This is a genomic window from Corynebacterium sp. KPL2830, assembly GCF_040225635.1.
In the GTDB taxonomy this organism is placed as follows: Bacteria; Actinomycetota; Actinomycetes; order Mycobacteriales; family Mycobacteriaceae; genus Corynebacterium.
Map to the genome: position 1 here is coordinate 79,771 of NZ_JBEHFR010000003.1, position 24,241 is coordinate 104,011.

Genomic DNA, 24,241 nt, shown 5'->3' on the forward strand with positions numbered 1-24,241 from the left:
GTTACCGCCGCTCAGAGAAAGCAATTTCGCTGCACCTGCGGTAACGGTGGGCCAATTGTGAAGACCGCTCGCGTGCAGAGGAATAATCGCGTCTGTCTCAGAAGTTGGCGTGCCGTCCACGACTCGGATTTGTGAAATCGCACAAGCTCCCGCGCGATTACCGCTGGCAATGCAGTACAAGCGGAGCAAGTAGGCGGTGGCTGAAGAGCTGATTGCTCGCCCCAATCGCCACCGCTTTAATACCGAAATCTACGGAAGTAGCTGGCGGACCGGTTCTGGAAGCATCTTATAGAACTGATCGGCTACCTGCGGCATGAAGTGCAGAACACCACTCAACATGGCGCCGAGTGCAATGATGCCAGCGATGATTCCAACGCCCTTCGCGATGCTGCTGGAGCCGTCATCAGGCAGCCATGCCCCGAGGGCATCGTCAGGAGCCTCGCCGTCTTCATCCTGGGAGCCACCGACAAGATCGGCGACAGAAAAGATCGTAGTGGTCCCGGACACCTCGTTGCCGGCGATAAGGAGGGCATCGTCAGTAGGCGAGTCTTCCTTGCCAACGAACGCCAACCCCTCTGGGCCCAAGTCGCCGGCCAAGCTGGTGGCGGCAACATTGTCCTCGTCGTAGTCCACGGCGAAATCGCGGTTGTTGGTATAGGTGACGAACTCGGCATGAGCCGGGTCGGTGACGTCGTAGACGAAGATGCCGCCCACGCGCTCCATTCCGATGAAGGCATAGGTGCGATCGCCAACTGTTCCAATCGTCAGGGCTTCCGGTTCGGGGCCTTTATTATTGGAGCGATCGTCGAAGTCGGGGTCTTCATTATCGGCATTGAAGTTGAGGCCTTCGATGTCCTTGGTGATTTCCTCAAAGTCGGAACCGGAATCGAAGACGACGTTGCCCTCGGCATCGTAAATGCTAAAGGAACGGGACCCGAAGGAATACAGGCCATCGAAGCAGCCCTTTTCCTCATTCCACCCAGAGGCATTGCTCAACTTGAGGTTGCCGGCGTATTTCTTGTCCTCGATGCCTTCTGGCAGATCGACGGAATCACAGACCTGGCCTTCTTCAACGAGCTCTTTCAGTTTGACCTCATCGGTGTAGCCGCCCCAATCGCGGGCATCGCCCTCATTGGCGGTGGCGAAGTAGGTCTGGCCGTTGGTCTGAAAGGCACCGATCGAATCCGGCATGGATAGCCCATGCACAGGGATCGTGCGCAGCTTTGCCTCGCCGTCCTTATTGGAGGGATCGATGGGGACAACGGAGTGATCCGCGATATGGGCGGGCAGCACCTTTTCTACGGTGGCGGAGGCGATATCGACCACGCCGATGGCGTTATTTTCTTGCAAGGTGACATAGGCCTTGCCATCGGCGGAAGAAATATACTCCGGCTCGAAGTCGAGCGATGGCTTATTGTGGTGGTTTTCTGGGCCGAAGACGCGAATGGACGGGTCGAGTTCTGCATCTGGGGCGTCGAAGGCGCGGAAATCGGCGGTGCGAACATCCGCAGCGGAGGGGGCCTGGACGCCGTCTGGCAGGGAGATGACGGATACGGTGCCTTCTGGATCTTTTGCGTATTCGGTGCCGTCAGCAGTGAGCTCATCGGAGGGCTCGCCCTCATTCGCGGTCAATGCATAGGCACCGTTTTTGGTGATGTGCACGTTATCTGGCAGCGCGCCGAGCGGTACGCGGCCGAGCTCGTTGCCGGAGGAGGCATCGAAAATCAAGGCTTCACCGTTTTCGGTCTTGTCTGCCTGCTGCACGGCGGCGATGGCGAGGCCATCGGGGCGCACGGCCACGGAGTTGATTTCCTTATCGCCGCCGGCGGAAACCTCAGCAACCTTGGTGGGGTTGGCGGGATCGGAGGCATCCAGGATATCCACCTTGCCCGATTGCGCATTCACCGTGAGAATGCGCTGGGAGTCGGCGTGGTAGGCCACGATTTCCGCTGCTGATTTGCCCATCACCCCAGCCTCATAGAAGCCGATGGGGCTTAGTTTTACCGCAGCATCGTCGGCGGAGCGTTCTAAAACATTATCGACGATATGCGCGTTGGCGGCCGGGGCGCAGCTGAGCGCAAGGCAGGCAGCCACGCCGATGGAGGTGCGCTTAAACATAGAGAGTCCTTTCTTGTGGAGCACTCCATTGTCTCCAAACCACGTAACAGTGACGCTAAACCGGAATGAAATCTAGGTGAATCGGTCGAGCACTAGGTAGGGCGGGTAGACTCTGCAATCATGACTGAATCGACCATCCACGCATCCGATATCCAGCAGGCACAGGCACGCATCAGCTCCGAAATCGCGCCGACGCCGCTGCAGTATTGCCCCCGGCTTTCTGCGGAAACGGGCTGTGAGGTCTATTTAAAGCGCGAGGATCTCCAGGACGTGCGCTCGTATAAGATACGCGGCGCGCTCAATAGCATCTCCAGCTTGTCGCAGGAGGAGCGGGAGCGGGGCATCGTGACGGCATCGGCAGGCAACCATGCACAAGGCGTGGCCTATGCGTGCCGCACCATGGGGATTCCGGGCAAGATTTTCGTCCCGGAGCCCACGCCCATGCAAAAGCGCGACCGCATCCACGTGCACGGCGGAGACCAAGTGGAACTCGTAGTAGTGGGTGCCAACTTTGACGAGGCCGCGGCCGCCGCGCATGCCGATGCCTCCGAGCGCCACGCCACCTTCATCGAGCCCTTCGATGCTCGCGATACCATCATCGGCCAGGGCACCGTCGCCGCGGAGGTCTTGGCACAGCTTTCGGCAAAGGGCGCCTCGGTCGATACCATCGTCGTTCCCGTCGGCGGCGGCGGGCTGATTTCTGGCATCACCTCCTATATGGCGGATATGGCACCGCACGCGAAGGTGGTGGGTGTGGAGCCGGAAGGGGCGGCATCGCTAAGAGCAGCCTTCCGCAATGGCGGGCCGGTGGCGCTAGAGAGCGTGGATCCGTTTGTCGACGGCGCGGCGGTCAAGCGCCTGGGCTCGCTGCCGTATGAGATTTTGGAGGCCAACCAATCGCGCCTGCACTGGGACACGGTCTCTGAGGGGGCGGTGTGCACGGACCTGCTCAACCTGTACCAAAATGAGGGTATTATCGCCGAGCCCGCCGGTGCGCTGTCCGTGGCCGGGCTGCAGCGGGTGCCGCTAGAGCCGGGTTCGACGGTGGTCTGCGTGATTTCTGGGGGCAATAATGACGTGTTGCGCTACGCCGAAATCATGGAGCGCTCGCTGGTGCACCGCGGCCTGAAGCACTACTTCTTGGTCAATTTCCCGCAGGAACCGGGCCAGCTGCGCCACTTCCTGTCTGAAATCCTGGGCCCCAGCGATGACATCACGCTCTTCGAGTACCTCAAGCGCAATAACCGCGAAACCGGTGCCGCGCTGGTGGGCATTCAGCTCAGCCGCGCCGAAGACCTGGCAGGGCTGAAGGAGCGGATGGCCGAGTCCAAGATTTCGGTGCAGCACCTGCAGCCAAATACCCCCGAGTACGATTTCTTGGTGGCCTAATGCGCGATTCGTATCGGCGCCCCACCGGTCAGGTGGAGCACGAAATTGAGATCAAACGCTCGCGGTTTATCACCTTGATCGGCCGGGTGACGAATGAGGAAGAAGCACGGGCGTTTATCGATGCCGCCCGCCAGCGCTTTCCCGATGCCCGCCACCATTGCTCCGCCTATGTCTACCACGTCGACGATGCGAACCCCGTGGAGCGTTCCTCCGATGATGGCGAGCCTTCCGGGACGGCCGGAAAGCCCATGCTGGATGTGGTAAAGGGCTCTGGAATGCTTGATATTTGTGCGGTGGTCGTGCGCTACTTCGGCGGTATTAAGCTGGGCGCCGGCGGCCTCGTGCATGCCTACGGCGGGGCGGTTAGCGAGGCCATGGAGAAGGTCGAGGCGGCCACCCGGGCACGCCGGGAGCTTTATACGGTGGAATGCCCGCACACCACGGCCGGGCGCCTCGAAGCGGATTTGCGCGGGCGCGGCATCGATATCACCGACACCGAATACGGCGCAGCCGTGACTTTTACGGTCGCCGTGCGCCCGGGCGGGCTCGATGAGCTCCAGGCGATGCTCGCCGCGCTTTCCCAAGGCGAAATCAGCGCGCGCGAAGCAGGTTCTGCCTGGGTTGAGGTAGGATCTGGGTCATGACTATGCAGCAGCGACCGAATAACCCCATTGCGCAGCGCAAGCAGCAGGTGCGCAAGCACTCCCGCAACGCCGTTATTTCCGTTGCCGGTGGCCTCGGCGCAGGAGTTGTTTTAGGTGTGCTTTCTGCTAATTTGGCCGCTTGGATGGTTTTGGTCCTGATCATCGCCGTGGTAGGCGGCGGATATAACTGGTTGAAGATCCGCAAAATCGTCAACGAGAACCATAATAATTATTAATGCCTACCCCGCAGCCAAGCGGCCGCCCCGTCCGCATTGATGCTTGGGTATGGGCGGTGCGCATGTTCAAAACCCGCTCCGCCGCGGCCACTGCGGTGCGCGCCGGGCACGTGAAAATCAACGGTGAAGCGGTCAAACCGGCGCAACAAGTCGTGCCAGGCGATAGGGTGCGCGTGTGGCGCAACCACCATGAGCACGATTTGGAGGTGCTGGCTACCGTCGCCAAGCGCGTGGGCGCGCCGGTGGCGCGCACCTGCTATACCGATCACGCGCCTCCGCCACCGCCCAAGGAGTTCATGCCGTCCGTGCCGGTGCGGCCCCGCGGCGCGGGCCGGCCGACGAAGAAGGAGCGCCGCGATATGGAAAAATTCCGCGGCGGGTTCCGCTAAGAGTTAGCGCGCAACGCCTTAAGGCGCGCATTCAGGCGGCGCCGGCGGCCGGCGCGGTCGCCGGATTCAGCGGTGGCCTCGATGTGCTGCTTGCCAAACTTATTGAGCAGCAGATCATCGATAAGGCGCACTTGGCCGGGCCGAAAGCGGTAGCGCATGGTGTCGTGGACGTGGGCAATGGCGTCATCGTCAAGCAGCTGCTCGAGCTGGTCCAAGGACCGGATATCGTTTGCCTCCAAGATTTCCGCGAGGAAGCGGTAGTGCTCCGAGCGCGAAAGTGGGAAGCGGTTGCCCAAAATGATGGCCAGGACGCCAGGTAAGGTTTCCGGAGTGAGCTCCACGTCCGTATCTGCCTCCGTGCGCGGGGCCTTGAGCGCGGCGATTTCATCGAATTGCTGATCTGCTAGCTCGATCAGGCCGGCGGCCAGCGTAAACAGGCGGTCCACCTCAGGCGAGGGCGGCGTAGGTCCCTGCTTATAGCGGATATCGTGCTCGAATTCCGCCCACGCGTGCTGCAGCACGGTGCGGATTTGCACCTCAAAGGTCCAGCCCACGAAATCGGCGAGCTCTTCCATGGCCGCCGCGCTCTCGTCCGTCACTGTGAGCACCAGGTGGTGGGAACCGTAACCAAAACCGCCGGAAATGCGGGTCTCGGCCGCCTTATCTACAGAGCGCACGACCTTAAAGGACTCGCCGAGCACGTCTAGTGCATTGGGAATGATGGTGGAGTGGTACAAGGTGACGCGCACGCCCATGACATCGTGGATATCGTCCCACGGGGTGGGGTAGATGAAATCACCGCCCTCGCCCCGCTTCTTGGCCTTGCGCTTGAGTGAGGACCACGTTTTAACGCGGGTCGATACCCGGTCAAAGATGATGCCGGCGTCATTGAGCAGGTCCTCGATGGCGGTGCGAAAATCCTCCGCCGCCGTGGGGTGGCTGCGGGTCCAGGCATGGTACTGATTGCTCAGCCGCGACATCCTGCTTTCCGCCATGGTGCTCCTCTCATAATTCGCGGGGAAATCCGTTAGACCATACTAGCGGGCGCGAATGTAAAACGGTGCGATGGCGGGGAAGTTGTTCGACGGCGGTGCGGGCGAGGTCGCGGGCATACTCATCGGGCAGGTGAGCGAAGACAAAAACCGTCGCGGAATCCGGCACCAGGTAAGTTAAAGAATGCGAACGCATGAGGCGGCGCATGTGTTTATCCAACACGGTGAAGGTTTCTGGGTGGGCCAACCACGAAGAAATCGGGGCGCCGTGGGAGCGAACTTGTAGGCCGCCATAGGGCGCTGCGGCAGGCAGGGCGCAGCGGGCCGGGCGCGTCCAAAAGCGCAGGCCCTGCGAATCGAGCGCGGCGCGCTGCAGATTCAGTGAGGCACAATTCCACGCTTGGCGGGTTGAGACATCCAAGTCCGCGAGGCCGCGGTGGCTGAGCCTGCGAAAAGTGCGCTGCCCGGGAAAGACCAGCGCCATCGACAGGTTGGGTGAAAGCTGGATGGTAGCAAGGGAGTCGCAAAAGCCGTCATCGGAAAGCCGCTGGTGTTTAATCCACGACCGCGCGAAAAGCGCCGGCAGTAAATTAGTGGTGGTGGGGCGGGGTGCGTCGAGCGTAAGGGTCATGGCGATTTCTCCAAGGTAGTGCGTATCCGCCCCTATTGGACTGGAGAAATGGCCGGGTGGTTCCCTGCGGGTTTAAAAAGGCGGCTCGGCGTCGAGCTCCAGCTCAGAAAAGAGCTGGGCGCCGGACCACATGGTGATGTCCTGGCCCTTTTCTTGCAGCTCTTCGGCGCGCTTTTCTTTGGAGGTCTTCTTTGCCCATTCGCCGACGACGAGCAGCGTGGTCTTCTTGGTGACGTTTTTGCCCACTTGCCCGCCGCGCTTGGCGATTCCCTGCCACAGCAGCCCCTTATCGTACGGCTCGAAATCGCCGGTCAGGGTGACGTGCTGGCCGTAGAGCGCGCCCTTTGGATCGGCATCGGGATTGGGATCTGGGATGGTATCCGGGGTGGCCACGGCCTGCCACGGCGCCCGGCCGGAAGAGGCGGGCTTTTTGCTGGTTCCGGCGGACCGGGTGGAATCGCGGAAATCGGTACCGGCGCCCAGATCGTCGCCGGAGGTGGGCGCGGTATGCGCGCGCAGGACCGGCAGGATGGCCGAGGATTCGAGGCGGCCGAGGCTAAACTCCCGGCTGGTAAAGAGATCAGTGATGCTTCCGGTATGCCCGAAGCGTTGGGCCAGCCCGGTGATGATGGTGCCGGCGGCGCGGGCGTCCTCGGTGGCATCGTGGTGGGTAAAAGAGGCGCCGCCAAGGTGTTTCACCACGGTGGGAAGCTTGTGGTTGGCCACCGAAATAACACCTTGCTTTGAAGCGTCGCGGGACAAAGCGAGCGAGCAGGCCAGCGGGACGGTGGGGACATCGGCTCCGGCGGCCAGCAATCCGGAGCGCAGCGCGGAAGAATCGAATTGGACATTGTGCGCGACGATGACATCGCTGCCGATGAAATCAAAGAGCTCTGCGGCCGCTGTGGCAAAGGGCATGGCACCTTCGACATCGGCGGCGGTAATCCCATGGATGGAGATATTGATTTCGGCAAAGTGCTCCAAGCCTGGGGGAGGGGTGCACAGCCACGACTGGGCCGCGGTTTCTTGGCCATCGCGGTAACGCACAGCGCCGATCTGGCAGATGGACCCCCAATTATCATTGGCGGTTTCTACATCTACCGCGACGAAATCAAGCCCCGGGTTTTCTTCGCTAACGGTCGGGGTTGCAGCTGCTGCGGGTTCGGGTGCGGCTTCCGCCGGTGCGTCGCCCTTTTGTGCCGCCTCAATGGCGCGCGCCACGCGGTGGGGATCCTGGTGCGGGGCGAAGGCAATGCTGCCGGCGCTGCCCAGGGACAGCGAACCAAACCCGGTGGCGGTGGGTTCGTGGGCGCGCAGGTCATCGATGGCATCGAGCGCGATTTCTGCGGTGGCAGGCGCGCCCAAGCTGCGGGAGAGCAGGCTGCGGTGAAGCACGATTTTTTCCGCAGTGACATCGATGAATACGCCATGCGCGGGATACGACACGAAAATGGCCTTTCTTCTGAGGTGACAATCTAAGGAGGGCTGCTGCACAGAGATCGTACTCGCTTGTGCTTGTGGGAAATCCGCCGCGGGGGTGAAATGTTTTAGTCCGCCCCGCTGTGCTGCAAACCGGCATTAATAATCCGCACGCCATGCACCAAATCGGCGCGGTAGTCGGCCGCGGTGGTCCCACCGGTGGTTTCTAGCAGTTGGCGCTGGGATTGCTCGAGCAGCGTGGCGCCCAACACGAGGTGCACGGCAGAAAGGGCGGCGGCCTTGCGGGCAGTATCATCGAAATCGGGGCAGGTGGCGGAGCTAAACTGCGCGACGAGGTGATCCCAGGCCTGGGAATCCGGCTGGGAGAGGCCGGCAATGGCAACCTCCGCTCCATCGCGCCGGGCTAGGAGCAATTCGCGCAGGTGCAGGCTAATCTCTTCCAGCGTGGAACCGGCGACGGGGGCGATAATATCTTCGGCAAGAGCGGCAATGAGCGCCTGCTTATTGGCGATGTGCCAATACAGCGCCCCCGGAGCAACGCCGAGGGAGGAAGCGACGCGGCGCATGGTGACATCGGCAAGCCCATAAGTATTCAATAGGGTCGTGGCGGCCTCGATGATGCTCTCGCGATGTAGTTGCACAGTGGAAATTGTACGTGTTTCACCGCGGCAAGGAATAGCTCACAGGTACTTTTAAGACTGCAATAATGTCCCTTGCAAACTTGCATTGTTAGGATTGCGGGGACAAAAGAACCCGTCGTGAGGCGGCTTCGCATTCGAAAGAACGATTCAGGAGCTCTCCCTTGTCCTTTTTGACCCCTGCAAAGAAGTCCCTTTTCGCGGTCGCTATGGTTGCCCCGCTTGCCTTAGCTGCATGTAGCTCGGACGATGAGGACGATTCGACGAAGACCACGTCGTCTTCGTCTGCTTCCTCGTCCTCTGAGACCTCCGCGAAGGAATCGGCGAAAAAGTCTGAGGACAAAGACGCAGATAAGGATAAAAAGAAGGAAAAGGAAGAAAAGGACAAGAAAAAGGCTGCCGAGGAGCCTAAGGAGAAGGGCGACGAAGGCGGCAATGAGGGCACCAACGCGAACCCCATTGAGAATGAGGACGATCCCTTCGCCAACGCCCAGGACATCAAGCCCATTGAAGGTGGGCAAGAAGCAAGCGATGGCGATAAGCAGGCCATTGAGCAGTTGGTGCGCGGGCAGCATGAGATTGACAATGTTAAGGACTACTTTGGATACATGCCTGCCCACGCCTGCAAGGCCGTGCGCGAAGGTGAGTCCGGGGATTTCCAGCAGTACCTCAACTACGTCGATAGCCTGCCCAACCAGTCCTTTGCGGAATACGCAAACTCCATGCGCCAGCAAAGCCAGGGCAATGCCAAGATCAACGAGTTCGCCGACCAGCTAGAGGCCATCCCTACCTCCACCAAGCTGGAATCGATCAATGACGTTGTGGTCAATGGCGATGATGCCTCCGCTACCGTGAGCGTGTCGAACCCGGACGGTACCGATACCTCCACCGTTCGTTTCCGCCGCGAGGACGGTAACTGGACCTTCTGTAACTAAATTGTCTTTCCGCCAAGCTCGCTTGCCCCGCACTCTCGGTTTCGGTGCGGGGCTCCTCGCGTGTTCCCTGTTTGTTTTCGGCATCTGTGGCGCGCTCTGGGGGGTTATGCGCCCTACGATGACCGGCCATGCTGTCGACGGTGGCGGCTACGCCATTGAAGCCGCGGGCAACGCGCAATTCGTCGCATTTATGACCTTTGCACTCGTCACGGGTTTCTTGGGGCTGTGCCTCGGACTGGCCGCATTCGCGCAGCGTCGCGGGCGTGGTCTCACGATGCTGCTGTGGGTAGGGCTGTGCGCGCTTACCGGTGCCGCTTCCTTCTACGTCTTTGGTGGCATCACCGCAACGCACCCGCCGGACAGCCCCGGGGACGTCGTGGAGTTTGCGCCGAATTTTTCGCCCGCCGTGGCCTGGGCGGTAGCCCCATTTTTGGCCATGTTTTCCTATTGGTGCACCGCGTTTATTAGCTCCGACGCGGACTGGGAGACGGCTGGCAAAGAGGCCAGTGCGCAAAGGGAAGTAGCTACGCCCACTTAACCGGGGAGCTGCCACAGAATTCCCGCGCGATGTCATCGATTGCGTGCAGGATCGCATCGAGGCTGTGGCTTAAAACCCGCAGCAGCTGGCCTTGGTGAAGGCCCGCCCCGGTCAGGGTCGGCACATCGACGTGGATGTGGAGGCCCTCGTCGGTGGAGCGGCAGTAGGCGGTGGCGCTGTGGTTTGCCCGGTTCCAGTCATTGCAGATCAAAAACAAACGGGTGAATTCGTCCTCATCCGCATTCAGGTCCCACCGGCCTGTGATGATGAGGCTAGGCCCAGAGTCGAGGGTAAAGGTGCAGGCGATGGAGTTGACGAGGGCAAATAGGCAGATTTCACCATCGCTATGGAAGCGGTCGATGCCTATTTGCGGTAGAGCGGCCGCGAGGAGATCCAAGGTGAACGCGGGCGGTGTAGCGGTATCGTTTTGAGCCAGCATTAGATCTGGTTCTTGGGCCAGGGCCGGAAACTCGCGCGTTGCCACGCTGATGAGCACCTCTGCGCCGTTGAGTGCGGCGGGCACAAAAGCGGCCAATTGATCGTGCGTTGGTGCAGTTCCAGTGCTGAAGTGGCTCTGCCCACACAGCACCAGCGACCCGGCCTCGTCATAGTCCAGCACGGCGGTGGGGTAGAGGCAATCGGCATTCCAACTGGTGATAAATCGGGACAGCGCGGCGGCCTCGCCCAAGTCAACCGCGCCGCGCAGAGTGGTGTGCAGGTGGACAACCACATCGTCGGTCTGCGACACAAAGACCAGCGTGGACCCCGCCTGCCCATGGGAAATGACGAGTTCTCCAGTAGGTAGCGCCCAATAGGAAAAATCAAGCTCGCGGACGATGGCGCGCAGGTGCCGCTCAAGACTGGTGGATTCAAATTCGATCATCATGCACCGCACACTCGCCTTCGCTGGAAGTTGATTTTGAGTCTATCGCCCAAGAGGGTGTCCCCGCGGCGCTTTGGGCGATAGTATATTGATTTGTCTACAGATATAGCCCACGGTGATCAACCAGAAAGTGAGCCAGGAATGCTTCGAACCATCGATCTCCGCGGTCAACAGCTTCGCCCCGCCACGCTGCGCCGCGTTCTTCCGCGCGGCGGCACCGATGTCAATTCCGTCATGGGGACCGTCGTGCCGATGGTCAATAAGGTGCGCGACGAAGGCGTCCAGGCAGCGTTGGATTATGGGGAGCAATTCGATGGGGTGCGCCCACCGTCCCTGCGCGTCCCCCAGGCAGAACTGCAGCGGGCCGCCGACAAACTTGATCCCCAGGTGCGCGCGGCCATCGAGGCCTCCATTGAGCGGGTGCGCCGCGTGCATGCGGACCAAAAACCGGAGTCGCACACCACTCAGCTGGCCCCCGGCGCCACCGTGACCGAGGTATTCCGGCCCATCGAGCGCGTTGGCCTCTATGTTCCCGGCGGCAAGGCGGTCTACCCGTCTTCGGTCATCATGAATACCGTGCCCGCGCAAGAGGCCGGTGCCTCCAGCTTGGTGGTGGCCTCCCCGCCGCAAAAGGAACACGGTGGCTTGCCACACCCTACGGTCTTGGCCACGTGCCACATGCTGGGCGTGGAAGAAGTATGGGCCGTAGGCGGCGGCCAGGCGGTCGCGCTTTTGGCCTACGGCGATGCGGAAGAGGACGTAGAGCCCGTGGACATGATTACCGGTCCGGGCAATATCTTTGTCGCGGCGGCCAAAAGGGCGGTGCGCGGGGTAGTCGGTACCGATGCGGAGGCCGGCCCGACCGAAATCGCCATCTTGGCGGATGAGACCGCAAACCCCGTCTACGTTGCCTATGACCTCATCTCTCAGGCGGAGCATGATCCGATGGCGGCAAGCGTGTTAATCACGGCATCGGAAAGCGTGGCCCAGCAGGTGCAGCAAGAAGTCGAGCGCCGCTATACGGCAACGGAGAACTCCGTCCGCGCCGCTGAGGCCTTAACCGGCGAGCAATCCGGCATCGTGCTGGTGGATTCCGTGGACGCGGGCATCGCCGTGGCGAATGCATATGCCGCCGAGCACTTAGAAATCCACACCGCGCAGCCGCACGCGGTGGCAGAGCGCATCAACCACGCCGGCGCCATCTTCGTCGGGGCGTATTCCCCGGTGCCTTTGGGGGACTATTCGGCCGGTTCCAACCACGTGCTGCCTACCTCGGGTACGGCGCGGTTTTCCGCCGGGCTTTCCACCCACACCTTCCTCCGGCCGGTCAATCTCATCGATTATGACCGCGGCGCCCTGGAAGAAATCGCCCCCAACGTCATCGCCTTTGCTAATGCCGAGCGCCTTCCCGCCCACGGGGAGGCTATCCGCGCCCGATTCGAGGAGAAATAAATGGCCCAGCTACATGACCTACCGCTGCGCGAGGAATTGCGCGGCGAGACCGCCTATGGCGCCCCGCAGCTGCGGGTGGCCTACCAGCTCAATACCAACGAGAATCCTTTCCCGCCCTCGCCCGCGCTTGTCGATGCCCTCGTGGACGAGGTCCGCCGCTGCGCCAGCTCGCTCAACCGCTACCCAGAGCGCGATGCAGTCGAGCTGCGCACCGAGCTGGCCCGCTATGTTTCGCAGCAAACCGGCGTGGAAGTCACCTACGAGCAGGTCTGGGCAGCCAACGGTTCCAATGAGATCCTGCAGCAGCTTTTGCAGGCCTTCGGCGGGCCCGGGCGCAGCGTGCTGGGATTTACGCCGTCGTATTCCATGCACCCGATCCTTTCTGCCGGTACTCACACGCGTTTTATCGAGTGCCCGCGCGATGAGAACTTCGCCATCGATATGGACCGCGCCTTGGCAGCAGTGGCCGAGCACCAGCCCGACGTCATCTTTGTTACCACCCCGAATAACCCCACCGGTGGGGTAACCAGCCTGGAAGATATTGCCGCGCTTATCGATGCCGCCCCCGGCATCGTCATCGTGGACGAAGCCTACGCCGAGTTTTCTGACTCGCCGTCCGCGACGAGCCTGTTAGAAAAATACCCCACCAAGCTCGTGGTCTCGCGCACGATGTCGAAGGCCTTCGACTTTGCCGGCGGGCGCTTGGGCTACTTCGTGGCGGACCCGGCCTTCGTGGAGGCCATCATGCTGGTGCGCCTGCCGTATCACCTGTCCGTCTTATCCCAGGCAGCGGCCACTGTGGCCCTGCGCCACAGCGCAGTTACCCTCGCTACTGTGGCGACCATCGCTGCCGAACGCGACATGGTGGCAGGGCGCCTGCGCGAGATGGGCTATACCGTCATGCCGAGCGAATCGAATTTCCTTTTCTTTGGCAATTTTGCGGATCAACACCGCGTGTGGGAGCAGTTCTTGGATGAAGAGGTGCTCATCCGCGATGTAGGGATCGACGGGTATTTGCGCGTGACCATCGGCCTGCCAGAAGAAAATGCGGCCTTTCTGGCTGCGGCGGAAAAGCTAGCGACTACAGTAGGAGCGGATACTTCAAAGGAGTGATTTATGACAAACCGTGTGGGGCGTGCCCAAAGAGCAACATCGGAATCGGATATCACCGTTTCCATCGACCTTGACGGCACCGGGAAAAGCGACATTTCCACTGGGCTGCCGTTCTTTGACCATATGCTTACCGCATTTGCCACACACGGGCTCTTTGACCTGCAGGTCAAGGCTATCGGTGACGTGGAGGTTGATGCCCACCACACCGTGGAAGATACCGCCATCGTATTAGGCCAGGCCCTGCGGGAAGCAGTGGGGGATAAGGCCGGGATCCGCCGCTTCGGCTCCCAATTGCTGCCCATGGATGAAGCACTGGTAGAGGCGGTAGTGGACTTTTCGGGCCGCGCGTACTTTGTAATGAATGGCGAACCGGAACACCTGCAGTGGCAGGTCATCGGCGGGCACTATGCCACGGTGATTAACCGCCACTTCTTCGAATCCTTGGCCACGCACGCAGCTATTACCCTGCATGTCAACGTGCGCTACGGCCGCGATCCGCACCACGTGACCGAGGCTGAATACAAGGCGGTAGCCCGCGCGCTGCGCGCTGCCGTGGACCACGATCCGCGACAGACTGGAATCCCTTCGACGAAAGGAGCCCTGTAGCCCGTGCAGTTTATGATCCTCATCCTGTTTCTGGTGGCAGGCCTCTTGGTAGGAGGGGCCTGGTCCGCGTATCAGCAGGACTCGAAGTTTTTTACGGTCGTCGCCGCGCTTTTAGCCGTTATCACCGCGGCCGCGGCCATCGCCTGGATGGTTGGAGGCTTTAGTAAATGAGCGAATCCCAAGAGACCAATATTTGGAAGGTGCCCGGATATACGCCGACGATGGTAGCCATCGCCGCTGCCTTTGGCGCTTGGTCCATCCTGCTTCCTGTGGTGCCGCTTGCCGTCATTGATTCCGGCGGTTCCGCGACCTTGGCAGGTGGGGCCACCGGTATCTTCATGGCCTTTACGGTTGCCACGCAGATTATATCACCGTGGCTATTGCGCCGCTGGGGCTACCGGCGCGTAATGGCGCTGTCCGCTTTTACCCTGGGCGTACCGGCCTTTGGCCACCTGTTGGGTACCGACGCCTGGATCGTCTTGCTATTTTCCGCTATGCGCGGGGTGGGCTTCGGCGCCCTCACCGTGTCCGAATCCGCGCTCATTGCAGAGCTCTCGCCGGTGCGTCTGCTGGGTAAGGCCACCGGTATGATTGGTGTATTTACAGGCTTGGGGCAGATGATCTTCTTGCCGCTCGGCCTGTTCATGGCCGATTCGCTAGGATACGCCTCTACTTATATCACCGCCGGTCTGATCGGCTTCTTGGGTTTTGCTATGTGCCTGCGCATCCCCAAGATCAAGGTCACCTTGGCCGAGGATAACGATGAAGAAGTCAATATCATCCGCGTTCCTACCTGGAAGCTGGTGTTGGTCCCGGCTCTAGCCTTGACCACCTTCTCCATGAGCTACGGTGCAATTTCCTCTTTCTTGTCCCCCGCAATGCAGGAACTCGATGCCGCTAAGGGCGCCAGCCTGGCCGGTGTCATGTTGTCCATCGTCGGCGGCGCGGCGATGATCTTCCGTTACTTCGCCGGCGTGGTGGCAGACCGCACTGGCGCCCCAGGCAGCCTATACATTCCGACCCAGATCATGGCGATCATCGGTGTCGGGACGATTTCGCTCACCCTGTTTATGGAAGGCTCCATCTGGTGGCTGGTGCTCGGCGCCGTTCTTTTCGGTGGCGCCTTCGGTGTCGCACAAAACGAGGCCTTGCTATCCATGTTTGACCGGCTGCCCCGCGAGCGGGTCTCGGAGGCTTCGGCCATTTGGAATATTTTCTACGATAGCGGCACAGGCTTGGGCTCGACCCTGCTCGGCGCCATGGTGGCGGGCTATGGCTACGACGGCGCCTTTGGAGCGGGGGTTGCGATCCTTATCGCCGGGTTGCTGCTCACCACGGCGGACTTCATCCTGGGCCGGACTCGTATCAGCGAGACCAACGATATCCGCACCCGTTTGCGTCGAATGCGTAAGGTATAGCCCATGACAAAATCGGTGGTGTTATTGGACTACGGCGCGGGCAATATTCGCTCTGCCCAGCGTGCCCTCGAGCGCGTCGGGGCAGAGGTAACCGTCACGGCGGATCCTTATCAGGCCCTCGAGGCAGACGGGCTGCTGGTTCCCGGTGTAGGCGCGTTCGATGCCTGCATGACAGGGCTGAAGGCCGTGAATGGGCCGAGGGTCATCGGCCAGCGCTTAGCAGGGGAGCGGCCGGTCATGGGTATTTGTGTGGGAATGCAGGTGCTTTTCGATGCCGGCGTCGAGCACGGCATCCACTCCGAAGGCTGCGGCGAATGGCCGGGTACGGTCGAACGCCTGCAGTCCGATGTTTTGCCGCATATGGGCTGGAATACCGTCGAGATGCCGGATGACAGCGCGATGTTTGCCGGGCTTAATGCCGATGAGCGATTTTATTTCGTGCATTCCTACGGCGTGCGCCGCTGGGAATTAGAAACCGTCATTACTCGCCCGCCGCTGGTGAGCTGGTCCACGCACGCCGGTGATTCATTCGTGGCGGCAGTGGAAAATGGCGCGCTCTGGGCTACGCAATTCCACCCCGAAAAATCCGGGGATGCGGGCGCGCAACTACTGGAAAACTGGATGCACACGCTCTAGGTAGGATGAAACCATGACTTTTACGCTTTTGCCCGCAGTCGATGTCGCCGGCGGCAAGGCCGTGCGCCTAGATCAGGGAGAGGCCGGCACCGAAAAGGTCTACGGCGCCCCACGGGACGCCGCTCTCGAGTGGCAGCGCCAAGGCGCCCAGTGGCTGCACTTTGTTGATCTCGATGCTGCCTTTAACCGCGGCTCCAACCACGAGCAAATGGCGGGGATTACCCAAGAACTCGGTATCAATGTCGAGCTTACCGGCGGCATCCGCGATGATGCAGGGGTAGAGCGCGCACTGGCCACTGGCGCGAACCGCATCAATATTGGCACCGCCGCCTTAGAAAACCCAGAGTGGATAGAAAAGATCCTTGGGCAGTATGGCGAGAAAGTTGCCGTGGATTTGGCTGTGCGTTTAGAAGATGGCGAATGGCGCACGAAGGGCAATGGTTGGGTCTCCGATGGCGGGGATCTCTGGGAGGTACTCGAGCGCCTCGATGCCGCAGGATGTCAGCGCTTCGTGGTCACGGACGTGTCCAAGGACGGGACGCTGACTGGGCCCAATGTGGAATTACTGCGCGAGGTAGCTATGGCAACCGATGCCAAGGTGACCGCCTCCGGCGGCATTTCCTCCCTGGCAGATCTTAGCGATCTGGCTCGGTATGAAAATGAGGGCATCGATTCGGCGATCATCGGCAAGGCGCTATATGAGGGAAACTTCAGCCTGAATGAGGCACTAGCGGTAGTGGCAGAGGTAGAGCCGCTTCCCGCAGAGGTGCCCATCGATCCTTATGACCCCGAGGAAGAGTAAACGATGATGGATCCGCGCGAGTTGGTGGCCTTCGCGGAGGCGGCCGTTGACCAGGTCGAGCCCATCTTTCGATCCGGCATCGGGGCGCCACCGGCCCACTTTAAGAGCCGGGGCGATTTCGCCACAGAGGTGGACTTGGCCATCGAAAAGCAGCTGCGCGATATCTTGCAGCAGATGACCGGTATCCCAGTCTACGGGGAGGAATCCGGCGGTAGTATCCACGACACCGTGTGGGTCGTCGATCCAATTGATGGGACCGCAAACTATTCCGCGGGCAACCCGATGGCTGGCATCTTGGTGGCCCTGGTTCACGAAGGCCAGCCCATCGCGGCTGTCTCCGACTTTCCGCTCTTGAGCAGGCGTTTGGTTGCCAGCGACGGTTCGCCGCTGCGTTCTGCAGGCGGGCCGTCCGGCGGATTCGGTGGCGGGGAAGAGTCCCCAGAATTGGATGAAGCCCGTGGACACGTGGGTTGTTCCTCCTATCTTCCCACTGCGGCAATCCACGAATTGCGCGAAACCGGCTTGCGCCCGCGCATGACGGGCTCGGTGGGACTAGATAGTGCCTTCGTGGCCCAGGGAGTTTTTGACGGCGCCGTTAATTTCTCGCCGCACCCGTGGGATAACGCGGCGGGAGCGCTCCTTATTAAGGCCGCCGGGGGCATCGTCACGGATCCAGAGGGCAATCCATGGACCGTGAAGTCGGGGGGTATGGTCTCCGGTACCCCGCAGGTACACGAGACAATCCTGGAAATCCTATCTCACCACTCAACTTAATCCCACCCCACCGACCTGTGAAGGAGTAAGCCCCGCATGGCTGTAGCCGTACGCATAATCCCGTGCCTTGATGTGGATCAAGGCCGCGTAGTCAAGGGCGTGAATTTTGCTCACCTGCGCGATGCAGGAGACCCCGTGGAATTAGCCGCGCGCTATGAGGAATTGGGAGCGGACGAACTGACTTTTCTTGATGTCTCCGCCTCCAAACACGGCCGGTCCACCATGCTCGATGTGGTACGCCGCACCGCCGATCAAGTCTTTATCCCCCTCACCGTGGGCGGGGGAGTGCGCAGCGTTGACGATGTCCGCGAGCTCCTGCGTACTGGCGCGGATAAGGTATCGGTCAATACCGCCGCGATTGGCAATCCCAGCCTGCTGCGCGAATTGGCGGAAGTCTTCGGATCGCAGTGCATCGTCTTATCCGTGGACGCACGGCGCACCGACGCGGCGCACGCACCGTCGGGGTTTGAAGTTACGACACACGGCGGGACGACATCGGCCGGCATCGATGCAGTGGAATGGGCCCAGACCGGCGCCGAGCTGGGTGTGGGGGAGATCCTTTTAAACTCCATGGATGCAGATGGCACGAAGGCCGGATTCGACCTCGAACTTCTGCGCGCGGTGCGGGAAACGGTGAATATTCCCGTCATTGCCTCCGGCGGAGCGGGCGCAGCAGCGGACTTTCCACCCGCCGTTGAAGCAGGTGCCGATGCTGTCCTAGCAGCCAGCATTTTCCACTTTGGGGAGGTAGAAATTGGCGAGGTTAAAAAGGCCTTGGCAGATGCCGGAAACGAGGTGCGCCGATGAGCAATCCCGCAGATTATGAGCTAGACCCACAGATTGCTGCGCTACTCAAGCGCAATGAGCAAGGGCTCGTGCCAGCTATTGCCCAGGCCGATTCCGGCGAAGTGCTGATGCTTGCCTGGATGGATGACCATGCGCTTGCCCACACGCTGGCCACGCGCAAGGGAACCTACTTTTCGCGCTCGCGCGGCGAGTATTGGATTAAGGGTGAGACCTCAGGACATACGCAGGAGGTGCTCGGTGTGCGCCTTGATTGCGATGGCGATACCATCTTGCTGACCGTGCGGCAGCGCGGCGCCGCGTGCCACACCGGTGACCGGACATGCTTCGATGCGAAAGTTCTTTTAGGGGATGATTCCTAATGACGAGGCGACTTGGCCCGCTCCTTATTGCGGTGGGCACGGCGGTGCTGTGGTTTTCTTCCCGTAGCACTTGGGTAAAAGCGGTAAGCGAGGACGATAAGTCGGGCTCGGCAACCAATGAGATCGTGGGTTCCGCGTGGTCCCTAGAACTGATGGCATTGACGCTGATCCTCCTCGCCGGTGTACTCGCGGGGATTGCGCTTCGCCGAACGGGGCGGCGCATCGTGGCCATTGTGTGCGCCCTCGCCGCGGCAGGCGCCGCGTGGAGCCCTATTAGTCTGCTGACCAGCGGCGCTGATGCCGAGCGCGCGCAAAAAATATTGCAGGGTGCGTCCGCAAATGAAAACGCGGTGGATTCTGCCGCAATTTCTGATTGGGCTACCGTCATTTCCACGGAGGTCACTAAGCTGGGCCCCGTTGTCGCCATTATCGGGGCCGCGCTGGCATTTTTCGGCTCCGTACTCTTGGCCCAGAACCCGGGCAAGGACAAGGTCAAGGCGTCGAGCAAATACGAAACCCCTGCCGCCCGCCAAGAAAAGCTGGCGGAAGATTTGGAGACCTCATCCGATTCCGGCCGTGTGATGTGGGATGCGCTCGATAGCGATATCGACCCGACCGATGTAGGCCGTAAATAGCCCCGTTCGCGCAGCACAATTTCCGGAAACGCCCCGAATAGCGTTAATCTAAGTGTGATTTTAATCGCGCTTGGAGGGAGGTGCTCATGCCCACACCCATTGCCGTCGATCACCTGGTCGCTGGGGTGCTAGAGGATGTCGCCGCGCGTGAAGCACGCATTTCTTTCCAAGATATAAAGGCACGCTCACGGGATATGGAGCCTCCCCGCGATGCCCGCGCGGCCCTCTTAAAACCAGGGTGTTCAGTCATTACTGAGCTCAAGCGCGCCGTTCCTTATACCGGGGAAATTGCCCACGTGGGCTCGGCCGAGCAGATGGCCGAATGGGCGCGCACCTTTGAGGACTGCGGCGTGCATCTGATGGCCTGCCAGACGGATACGCGGCGCTTTAACGGATCGCTTGAGGATATGGCGGCTGCGCGCGCTGCCATCGATATCCCGATGATGGCGCGCGACCTTATCGTGGATCCGTACCAGATTCACGAAGCCCGCTGCTTTGGCGCCGATGCGATCCCGCTGCAGGTCGAGCTTTTAGAACAAGCCCGATTGGAAGCCCTCCTGGACCGCGCGGAATCGCTGGGGATGACTGCCATCGTGGAGGTGCGAACCTGCGGGGAGGTCAACCGCGCCATCAAGGCCGGCAGCAGCGTCATCGCGATCAATGCGTGGTCGCTTGCCTCGGATGAGATCAACCGAGAGGCCTTCAATGATATCGCCCCGGGGCTGCCGGAATCGCTTCTGCGCATCGCCGTGGGCGGGGTGAATAATGCCCGCAACCTTTTCCACTATGCCTCCCGCGGAGCGGATGCGGTACTGGTCGGCGAATCCGTCATGGCGGCCCAGGATCCCACCGCCTTGGCGCGCTCTCTCGTGGCTGCGGGCCAACACCCAGCGTGCCCCTCGCGTAAAAGTTCCTAGGAAAACTACCCCAAACTAGCTCACGGCCACTCTGATAAGGCACACTATCTACGTGCATACTCAGAATCTTGCAAATATTCCCTCTCCGCCGCAGGGCGTGGTGTGGCATCTTGGCTCCATTCCAATCCATGCGTATGCGCTGTGCATCATCGCCGGCATCCTCGTGGGCATGTGGATGACGCTGAGGCGATACACAGCCCGAGGCGGTAATCCCGATACCGTGTGGGATGCGACCATCGTCGTTATCCCCGCGGGCATCGTGGGCGGGCGGCTCTATCACGTCATCACGGATAACCAGAAGTACTTCTGTGATACCTGCAACCCAGTCGATGCCCTTAAGGTCACCAATGGTGGTCTCGGCATCTGGGGTGCGGTCGCCTTAAGCGCCGTAGCGCTGTGGGTAATGTTCCGGATCAAAAAGATCCCCTTGGCGCCGTTTGCGGACGCGGTGGCGCCTGGCCTCATCCTTGCCCAGGGCATCGGCCGGTTGGGAAACTGGTTTAATCAGGAGCTCTACGGTCGACCGACCGACGTTCCGTGGGCGCTGGATATTTACTACCGCGTCGATGAGGCAGGGGAGTACGCGCCGGTTTCCGGGCATTCTACCGGTGAGGTCATCGCTTCGGTGCATCCGACGTTTTTGTATGAGCTCATCTGGAACGTCCTGGTCTGCCTGTTCCTGTTGTGGGCGCACAAGGCATGGAAGTTGGGGCGCGGACGAGTATTCGCCCTCTACGTCGTGGGCTACACGCTGGGCCGCTTCTTTATCGAGGGCATGCGTTCAGACGAAGCCACCCATATCTTCGGTGTCCGCGTGAACCTCATTGTTTCTGCCGTTGTGTTTATTGCCGGCCTCATCGTCTTTTTCTTGCTGGACAGGCGGCGCAAGGGCCCCGAAACTCCAGAAGAAGTCGACCCGCGTTACTACCGCGAGCAGGCCGAAGGCGCTGCAGAAAATGGCGGCGAGGACGACGATAAACGCGTGGGAACCCCTCGTACCCAAGGCATCTCGGGCACTGCTAGCGGCCGCGAATGACCGGTTATGTGTGATCGTGTCCGATTGCCGTAGTTAAAGCGCCAAAAAATTGTGGCCTGTCGGCGCGCGAGGGAGTAGGTTGGGGGTTGTTCAATTTCCCCGATGGAATAGGCCAATAATGCTGGATAGAAGAACCAAAATTGTCTGTACTCTCGGCCCCGCTGTAGCCAGCGGGGACGGAATTTTGCGCCTTGTAGAAGACGGCATGAACGTCGCGCGCCTTAACATGTCGCACGGCGAGCATGCGGATCACGAAGCCAATTACAAGTGGGTCCGCGAAGCCACCGAAAAGACCGGCAGGAACGTAGGCATCCTGGCCGATCTCCAGGGCCCTAAGATCCGCCTCGGCCGCTTTAAGAACGGCAAAGAGCAGTGGGATAACGGTGAAATCGTCCGCATCACTGTAGACGATGTCGAAGGCACCCACGACCGCGTATCCACCACCTACAAAGGCTTGGCAGAAGACGCGAAGCCTGGCGATCGCTTGCTTATCGATGACGGCAAGGTCGCCGTCGTCTGCAAGGAAGTAGACGGCAACGACGTGGTGTGTGAGGTCACCGAGGGCGGCCCCGTATCCAATAACAAGGGCGTCTCCCTACCCGGCATGAGCATTTCTGTGCCGGCCCTGTCTGAGAAGGACATCGAAGACCTGCGCTTTGCCCTGCAGCTCGGCGTGGACTACATCGCGCTGTCCTTCGTGCGTTCGCCTGCCGATGTCGACAAGGTCCACGAGATTATGGACGAGGAAGGCCGCCGCGTGCCGGTCATCGCCAAGCTGGAAAAGCCCGAGGCCGTCGATGCCCTCGAGTCCATCATCTTGGCCTTCGACGCCGTGATGATTGCCCGCGGTGACTTGGGCGTTGAGGTTCCGCTGGAAGAGGTGCCACTATTCCAGAAGCGTGCTATCCAGATTTCCCGCGAGAACGCGAAGCCGGTCATCGTGGCCACCCAGATGCTGGATTCCATGATTGAGAACTCCCGCCCGACCCGCGCGGAGGCCTCCGACGTGGCCAACGCCGTGCTCGACGGCGCCGATGCGGTGATGCTCTCCGGCGAGACCTCCGTGGGTGCGGATCCGCACAACGTGGTGCGGACCATGTCGCGCATCGTCAAGCGTTCTGAGACCGATGGCCAGGTCCCGCCGCTGGCGCACGTCCCGCGCACCAAGCGCGGCGTGATGTCCTATTCCGCCCGCGATATTGCAGAGCGCCTGAATGCCAAGGCCATTGTTGCCTTTACCTCTTCCGGCGATACCGCAAAGCGCGTTGCTCGCCTGCACTCTGACCTGCCACTGCTGGTATTCACGCCGCATGAAGATGTGCGCTCCCAGCTGGCGCTGACTTGGGGTGCTGAGACCTTCTTGAGCCCCGACGTCAAGTCCACGGATGAGATGATGGAGGCTATCGATAAGTACCTGCTGGATTTGGACGAGTACGACGAGAATGACTTGGTCGTCGTCGTTGCAGGTACCCCTCCGGGAATCTCCGGCAATACCAACATGATTCAGTGCCACATTTTGGGAGAAACCATCAAGGACTAGCGCACTGAAAAATCCGCCGCGCCTCCACACTCCAGTGGAAAGGGGACGCGGCGGATTTTTTCTGTCAGCAGGAGCCGGAGTTAAGCGCCTAGGTACGCCAGCACCGCTGCATAGGCGGCCTGGGTGGAAGCCTTGACCGTGGGCTCGTAATCCGGCAGGAAGTTGGCCTGGTGATTGACCGGGGGATCGGCCAGCTCTGCTTCGGGGGTGCACCCTACGTGCCAAAAGACGTACGGCACGCCCCACGCCTGTGGCAGGTAACAAAAATCTTCGGAAGCGGTCGAGGGCGAGGCGGTAACGGATGCTTCCCCGAAGGTGGCCGCAAAGGACTCGTCGATGGGCGAATACGCGGCGGCGTCGTTATCGGTGACCTCGCCGTGCGCGTAGTACTCGAAGGTGGGGTCCTTCTCGCAGCCGGAGGCCACGCACTCGGCTTTTACCATGCGCTCTAAGGAGGCATAGACCTTCTCCGCCAGGGCTGGATCATAAAAGCGGGTATTGAGCACAAGCTCGGCGGAATCCGGGATGATGTTGTTTTTATCGCCAGAATGCAGCTCGCCCACGGAGATGACGAAGAACTCGTGCGGGGCTACCTCGCGGCCCACGATGGCCTGGAGCCGGGTGACGATCATCGCCGCAATATAGGTTGGGTCGATGGAATTATGCGGCATGGAGGCGTGGGCGGACTTGCCAAAGATGCGAATGCGCAGGGAGTCGCAGCCCGCCATGATGGGGCCGGCCGTATGGCGAACGGTGCCGGCACGACCGGGCATGACGTGTTGGCCTAAGCAAATATCGGGGCGTGGCACGCGCTCGGTGAGGTTATCGGCGATCATGTATTTCGCACCCATGGATGATTCCTCCGCTGGCTGGAACAGGGCGAGGAAGGTGCCGGACCAGGTATCGCGGGAGGCATCGAGAAGCGCACAGGCACCGAGTAGGGCCGTGGTGTGCATATCGTGCCCGCAGGCGTGCATGTAGTCATTGGTCGAGGAATACTCCACGCCGGTGGCCTCCTTGACCGGCAGGGCATCGAAATCGGCGCGCATGAGCGCGGTGGGGCCATCGCCGTTGCGGAAAATGGCGACCATGCCATGCCCGCCAATGTTTTCTTCTACCTCGCAATCAAACTCCGCTAACTTGGCGCGGATGCGCGCCGCGGTGCGTTCCTCCTCGTGGGAAAGCTCGGGGTGGCGGTGCAGATCTTCGTAAAAATCCCGCTGCCACGCCAGGTCAGTATCCGCAGAGTGGACCACGGAAGCGATGTTTGTGGAATAAGACATAGTTTTCATCCCTTTGGTTAGGGTAGGGTC

The 24,241-nt window shown here is 60.8% G+C and carries 27 protein-coding genes; 20 read left to right on the plus strand and 7 right to left on the minus strand.

Annotated elements, in window-relative coordinates:
* Positions 1–249: 249 nt before the first annotated feature.
* On the minus strand, positions 250–2,118 hold the full coding sequence (locus ABRP87_RS01985) for a choice-of-anchor I family protein (RefSeq protein ID WP_349867408.1): 1,869 nt from the start codon (positions 2,116–2,118) through the stop codon (positions 250–252).
* A 120-nt stretch (positions 2,119–2,238) separates the two neighbouring features.
* Between ABRP87_RS01985 and ilvA the strand changes: the two genes are divergently transcribed.
* The 4 genes from ilvA to ABRP87_RS02005 are packed head-to-tail and all read left to right on the plus strand — an operon-like array spanning position 2,239 to position 4,776.
* On the plus strand, positions 2,239–3,507 hold the full coding sequence (gene ilvA / locus ABRP87_RS01990) for a threonine ammonia-lyase IlvA (RefSeq protein WP_023023009.1): 1,269 nt from the start codon (positions 2,239–2,241) through the stop codon (positions 3,505–3,507).
* Positions 3,507–4,151, plus strand: coding sequence for a YigZ family protein (locus ABRP87_RS01995; RefSeq protein ID WP_349867410.1), 645 nt, complete (start codon positions 3,507–3,509; stop codon positions 4,149–4,151). Before ilvA ends, ABRP87_RS01995 begins: the two co-directional genes overlap by 1 nt.
* Positions 4,148–4,387 (plus strand): hypothetical protein, encoded by a 240-nt coding sequence (locus tag ABRP87_RS02000; RefSeq protein WP_349867411.1) that lies wholly within the window; start codon positions 4,148–4,150, stop codon positions 4,385–4,387. Before ABRP87_RS01995 ends, ABRP87_RS02000 begins: the two co-directional genes overlap by 4 nt.
* Entirely contained in the window at positions 4,387–4,776 is a 390-nt protein-coding gene (locus ABRP87_RS02005; protein WP_005283779.1) for an RNA-binding S4 domain-containing protein, read from the plus strand. Before ABRP87_RS02000 ends, ABRP87_RS02005 begins: the two co-directional genes overlap by 1 nt.
* Here the strand turns inward: ABRP87_RS02005 and ABRP87_RS02010 are convergent.
* The 4 genes from ABRP87_RS02010 to ABRP87_RS02025 form a co-directional block, all read right to left on the minus strand.
* Positions 4,773–5,771, minus strand: a complete 999-nt coding sequence (locus tag ABRP87_RS02010; RefSeq protein WP_349867413.1) for a GTP pyrophosphokinase — start codon at positions 5,769–5,771, stop codon at positions 4,773–4,775. The two genes, ABRP87_RS02005 and ABRP87_RS02010, sit on opposite strands and share 4 nt — an antisense overlap.
* A gap of 10 nt (positions 5,772–5,781) precedes the next feature.
* Entirely contained in the window at positions 5,782–6,399 is a 618-nt protein-coding gene (locus ABRP87_RS02015; RefSeq protein WP_349862743.1) for a hypothetical protein, read from the minus strand.
* A gap of 72 nt (positions 6,400–6,471) precedes the next feature.
* Complete coding sequence (locus ABRP87_RS02020; protein ID WP_349867414.1) at positions 6,472–7,845, minus strand: exonuclease domain-containing protein; 1,374 nt, start codon at positions 7,843–7,845, stop codon at positions 6,472–6,474.
* Positions 7,846–7,946: 101 nt separating this feature from the next.
* Positions 7,947–8,480: a TetR family transcriptional regulator gene (locus ABRP87_RS02025; RefSeq protein ID WP_349852696.1), complete on the minus strand. Its 534-nt coding sequence runs from the start codon at positions 8,478–8,480 to the stop codon at positions 7,947–7,949.
* 161 nt (positions 8,481–8,641) lie between these two features.
* Here ABRP87_RS02025 and ABRP87_RS02030 point away from each other — a divergent pair, with 161 nt between their 5' ends.
* Positions 8,642–9,412 carry a hypothetical protein gene (locus ABRP87_RS02030; RefSeq protein WP_349867416.1) on the plus strand — a complete coding sequence of 257 codons (771 nt, stop codon included), beginning with the start codon at positions 8,642–8,644 and terminating at the stop codon, positions 9,410–9,412.
* A 118-nt stretch (positions 9,413–9,530) separates the two neighbouring features.
* Positions 9,531–9,950, plus strand: coding sequence for a hypothetical protein (locus ABRP87_RS02035; RefSeq protein ID WP_349852698.1), 420 nt, complete (start codon positions 9,531–9,533; stop codon positions 9,948–9,950).
* Here ABRP87_RS02035 and ABRP87_RS02040 read toward each other — a convergent pair.
* Entirely contained in the window at positions 9,937–10,836 is a 900-nt protein-coding gene (locus tag ABRP87_RS02040; RefSeq protein WP_349852699.1) for a YbjN domain-containing protein, read from the minus strand. The two genes, ABRP87_RS02035 and ABRP87_RS02040, sit on opposite strands and share 14 nt — an antisense overlap.
* A 138-nt stretch (positions 10,837–10,974) precedes the next feature.
* Between ABRP87_RS02040 and hisD the strand changes: the two genes are divergently transcribed.
* The 14 genes from hisD to pyk all read left to right on the plus strand — a co-directional run bounded on the left by hisD (position 10,975) and on the right by pyk (position 22,928).
* A complete protein-coding gene (hisD, locus tag ABRP87_RS02045) occupies positions 10,975–12,285 on the plus strand; it encodes a histidinol dehydrogenase (RefSeq protein WP_349867417.1) in 1,311 nt (436 codons plus the stop codon).
* Complete coding sequence (locus ABRP87_RS02050) at positions 12,286–13,398, plus strand: histidinol-phosphate transaminase (protein WP_349867419.1); 1,113 nt, start codon at positions 12,286–12,288, stop codon at positions 13,396–13,398.
* Between the two features lie 3 nt (positions 13,399–13,401).
* A complete protein-coding gene (gene hisB, locus ABRP87_RS02055) occupies positions 13,402–14,004 on the plus strand; it encodes an imidazoleglycerol-phosphate dehydratase HisB (protein WP_349862756.1) in 603 nt (200 codons plus the stop codon).
* A 12-nt stretch (positions 14,005–14,016) separates the two neighbouring features.
* Positions 14,017–14,175: a CG2302 family histidine operon protein gene (locus tag ABRP87_RS02060; protein WP_496111633.1), complete on the plus strand. Its 159-nt coding sequence runs from the start codon at positions 14,017–14,019 to the stop codon at positions 14,173–14,175.
* The gene (locus ABRP87_RS02065) at positions 14,172–15,422 is read left to right on the plus strand and encodes an MFS transporter (protein WP_349867421.1); all 1,251 of its coding nucleotides are present in this window, start codon (positions 14,172–14,174) and stop codon (positions 15,420–15,422) included. The genes ABRP87_RS02060 and ABRP87_RS02065 overlap by 4 nt, the downstream gene beginning before the upstream one ends.
* Before the next feature lie 3 nt (positions 15,423–15,425).
* Positions 15,426–16,058 (plus strand): imidazole glycerol phosphate synthase subunit HisH, encoded by a 633-nt coding sequence (gene hisH, locus ABRP87_RS02070; protein ID WP_349867423.1) that lies wholly within the window; start codon positions 15,426–15,428, stop codon positions 16,056–16,058.
* A gap of 13 nt (positions 16,059–16,071) precedes the next feature.
* Positions 16,072–16,860: a bifunctional 1-(5-phosphoribosyl)-5-((5-phosphoribosylamino)methylideneamino)imidazole-4-carboxamide isomerase/phosphoribosylanthranilate isomerase PriA gene (gene priA / locus ABRP87_RS02075; RefSeq protein ID WP_349867426.1), complete on the plus strand. Its 789-nt coding sequence runs from the start codon at positions 16,072–16,074 to the stop codon at positions 16,858–16,860.
* A gap of 3 nt (positions 16,861–16,863) precedes the next feature.
* On the plus strand, positions 16,864–17,634 hold the full coding sequence (locus ABRP87_RS02080; protein ID WP_349867428.1) for an inositol monophosphatase family protein: 771 nt from the start codon (positions 16,864–16,866) through the stop codon (positions 17,632–17,634).
* A gap of 36 nt (positions 17,635–17,670) precedes the next feature.
* Positions 17,671–18,441 (plus strand): imidazole glycerol phosphate synthase subunit HisF, encoded by a 771-nt coding sequence (gene hisF / locus ABRP87_RS02085; RefSeq protein WP_349867431.1) that lies wholly within the window; start codon positions 17,671–17,673, stop codon positions 18,439–18,441.
* Entirely contained in the window at positions 18,438–18,800 is a 363-nt protein-coding gene (gene hisI / locus ABRP87_RS02090; protein WP_023022973.1) for a phosphoribosyl-AMP cyclohydrolase, read from the plus strand. The genes hisF and hisI overlap by 4 nt, the downstream gene beginning before the upstream one ends.
* Positions 18,800–19,435 (plus strand): TIGR02234 family membrane protein, encoded by a 636-nt coding sequence (locus ABRP87_RS02095; RefSeq protein WP_349867432.1) that lies wholly within the window; start codon positions 18,800–18,802, stop codon positions 19,433–19,435. The genes hisI and ABRP87_RS02095 overlap by 1 nt, the downstream gene beginning before the upstream one ends.
* Positions 19,436–19,521: 86 nt before the next feature.
* Positions 19,522–20,352: an indole-3-glycerol phosphate synthase TrpC gene (locus ABRP87_RS02100; protein WP_023022969.1), complete on the plus strand. Its 831-nt coding sequence runs from the start codon at positions 19,522–19,524 to the stop codon at positions 20,350–20,352.
* A 52-nt stretch (positions 20,353–20,404) separates the two neighbouring features.
* A complete protein-coding gene (gene lgt, locus ABRP87_RS02105) occupies positions 20,405–21,388 on the plus strand; it encodes a prolipoprotein diacylglyceryl transferase (RefSeq protein WP_023022967.1) in 984 nt (327 codons plus the stop codon).
* Between the two features lie 121 nt (positions 21,389–21,509).
* Positions 21,510–22,928: a pyruvate kinase gene (gene pyk, locus ABRP87_RS02110; protein WP_198010487.1), complete on the plus strand. Its 1,419-nt coding sequence runs from the start codon at positions 21,510–21,512 to the stop codon at positions 22,926–22,928.
* An 80-nt stretch (positions 22,929–23,008) separates the two neighbouring features.
* Here the strand turns inward: pyk and ABRP87_RS02115 are convergent, their stop codons facing one another.
* Positions 23,009–24,211, minus strand: a complete 1,203-nt coding sequence (locus tag ABRP87_RS02115; protein ID WP_349867434.1) for an amidohydrolase — start codon at positions 24,209–24,211, stop codon at positions 23,009–23,011.
* Positions 24,212–24,241: the final 30 nt, after the last annotated feature.

What these genes read in the sequence shown, in the direction of transcription:
- ABRP87_RS02015 (WP_349862743.1), bottom strand. Translation starts at nt 6,399, where the DNA reads ATGACCCTTACGCTCGACGCACCCCGCCCCACCACCACTAATTTACTG.
- ABRP87_RS02040 (WP_349852699.1), bottom strand. Translation starts at nt 10,836, where the DNA reads ATGATGATCGAATTTGAATCCACCAGTCTTGAGCGGCACCTGCGCGCC.
- ABRP87_RS02005 (WP_005283779.1), top strand. Translation starts at nt 4,387, where the DNA reads ATGCCTACCCCGCAGCCAAGCGGCCGCCCCGTCCGCATTGATGCTTGG.
- ABRP87_RS02095 (WP_349867432.1), top strand. Translation starts at nt 18,800, where the DNA reads ATGACGAGGCGACTTGGCCCGCTCCTTATTGCGGTGGGCACGGCGGTG.
- ABRP87_RS02010 (WP_349867413.1), bottom strand. Translation starts at nt 5,771, where the DNA reads ATGGCGGAAAGCAGGATGTCGCGGCTGAGCAATCAGTACCATGCCTGG.
- ABRP87_RS02035 (WP_349852698.1), top strand. Translation starts at nt 9,531, where the DNA reads ATGACCGGCCATGCTGTCGACGGTGGCGGCTACGCCATTGAAGCCGCG.
- ABRP87_RS02080 (WP_349867428.1), top strand. Translation starts at nt 16,864, where the DNA reads ATGATGGATCCGCGCGAGTTGGTGGCCTTCGCGGAGGCGGCCGTTGAC.
- hisB (WP_349862756.1), top strand. Translation starts at nt 13,402, where the DNA reads ATGACAAACCGTGTGGGGCGTGCCCAAAGAGCAACATCGGAATCGGAT.
- hisI (WP_023022973.1), top strand. Translation starts at nt 18,438, where the DNA reads ATGAGCAATCCCGCAGATTATGAGCTAGACCCACAGATTGCTGCGCTA.
- ilvA (WP_023023009.1), top strand. Translation starts at nt 2,239, where the DNA reads ATGACTGAATCGACCATCCACGCATCCGATATCCAGCAGGCACAGGCA.
- ABRP87_RS02065 (WP_349867421.1), top strand. Translation starts at nt 14,172, where the DNA reads ATGAGCGAATCCCAAGAGACCAATATTTGGAAGGTGCCCGGATATACG.
- ABRP87_RS02100 (WP_023022969.1), top strand. Translation starts at nt 19,522, where the DNA reads ATGCCCACACCCATTGCCGTCGATCACCTGGTCGCTGGGGTGCTAGAG.
- priA (WP_349867426.1), top strand. Translation starts at nt 16,072, where the DNA reads ATGACTTTTACGCTTTTGCCCGCAGTCGATGTCGCCGGCGGCAAGGCC.
- ABRP87_RS01995 (WP_349867410.1), top strand. Translation starts at nt 3,507, where the DNA reads ATGCGCGATTCGTATCGGCGCCCCACCGGTCAGGTGGAGCACGAAATT.
- hisD (WP_349867417.1), top strand. Translation starts at nt 10,975, where the DNA reads ATGCTTCGAACCATCGATCTCCGCGGTCAACAGCTTCGCCCCGCCACG.
- ABRP87_RS01985 (WP_349867408.1), bottom strand. Translation starts at nt 2,118, where the DNA reads ATGTTTAAGCGCACCTCCATCGGCGTGGCTGCCTGCCTTGCGCTCAGC.
- ABRP87_RS02115 (WP_349867434.1), bottom strand. Translation starts at nt 24,211, where the DNA reads ATGTCTTATTCCACAAACATCGCTTCCGTGGTCCACTCTGCGGATACT.
- ABRP87_RS02050 (WP_349867419.1), top strand. Translation starts at nt 12,286, where the DNA reads ATGGCCCAGCTACATGACCTACCGCTGCGCGAGGAATTGCGCGGCGAG.
- ABRP87_RS02060 (WP_496111633.1), top strand. Translation starts at nt 14,017, where the DNA reads ATGATCCTCATCCTGTTTCTGGTGGCAGGCCTCTTGGTAGGAGGGGCC.
- hisF (WP_349867431.1), top strand. Translation starts at nt 17,671, where the DNA reads ATGGCTGTAGCCGTACGCATAATCCCGTGCCTTGATGTGGATCAAGGC.
- hisH (WP_349867423.1), top strand. Translation starts at nt 15,426, where the DNA reads ATGACAAAATCGGTGGTGTTATTGGACTACGGCGCGGGCAATATTCGC.
- ABRP87_RS02000 (WP_349867411.1), top strand. Translation starts at nt 4,148, where the DNA reads ATGACTATGCAGCAGCGACCGAATAACCCCATTGCGCAGCGCAAGCAG.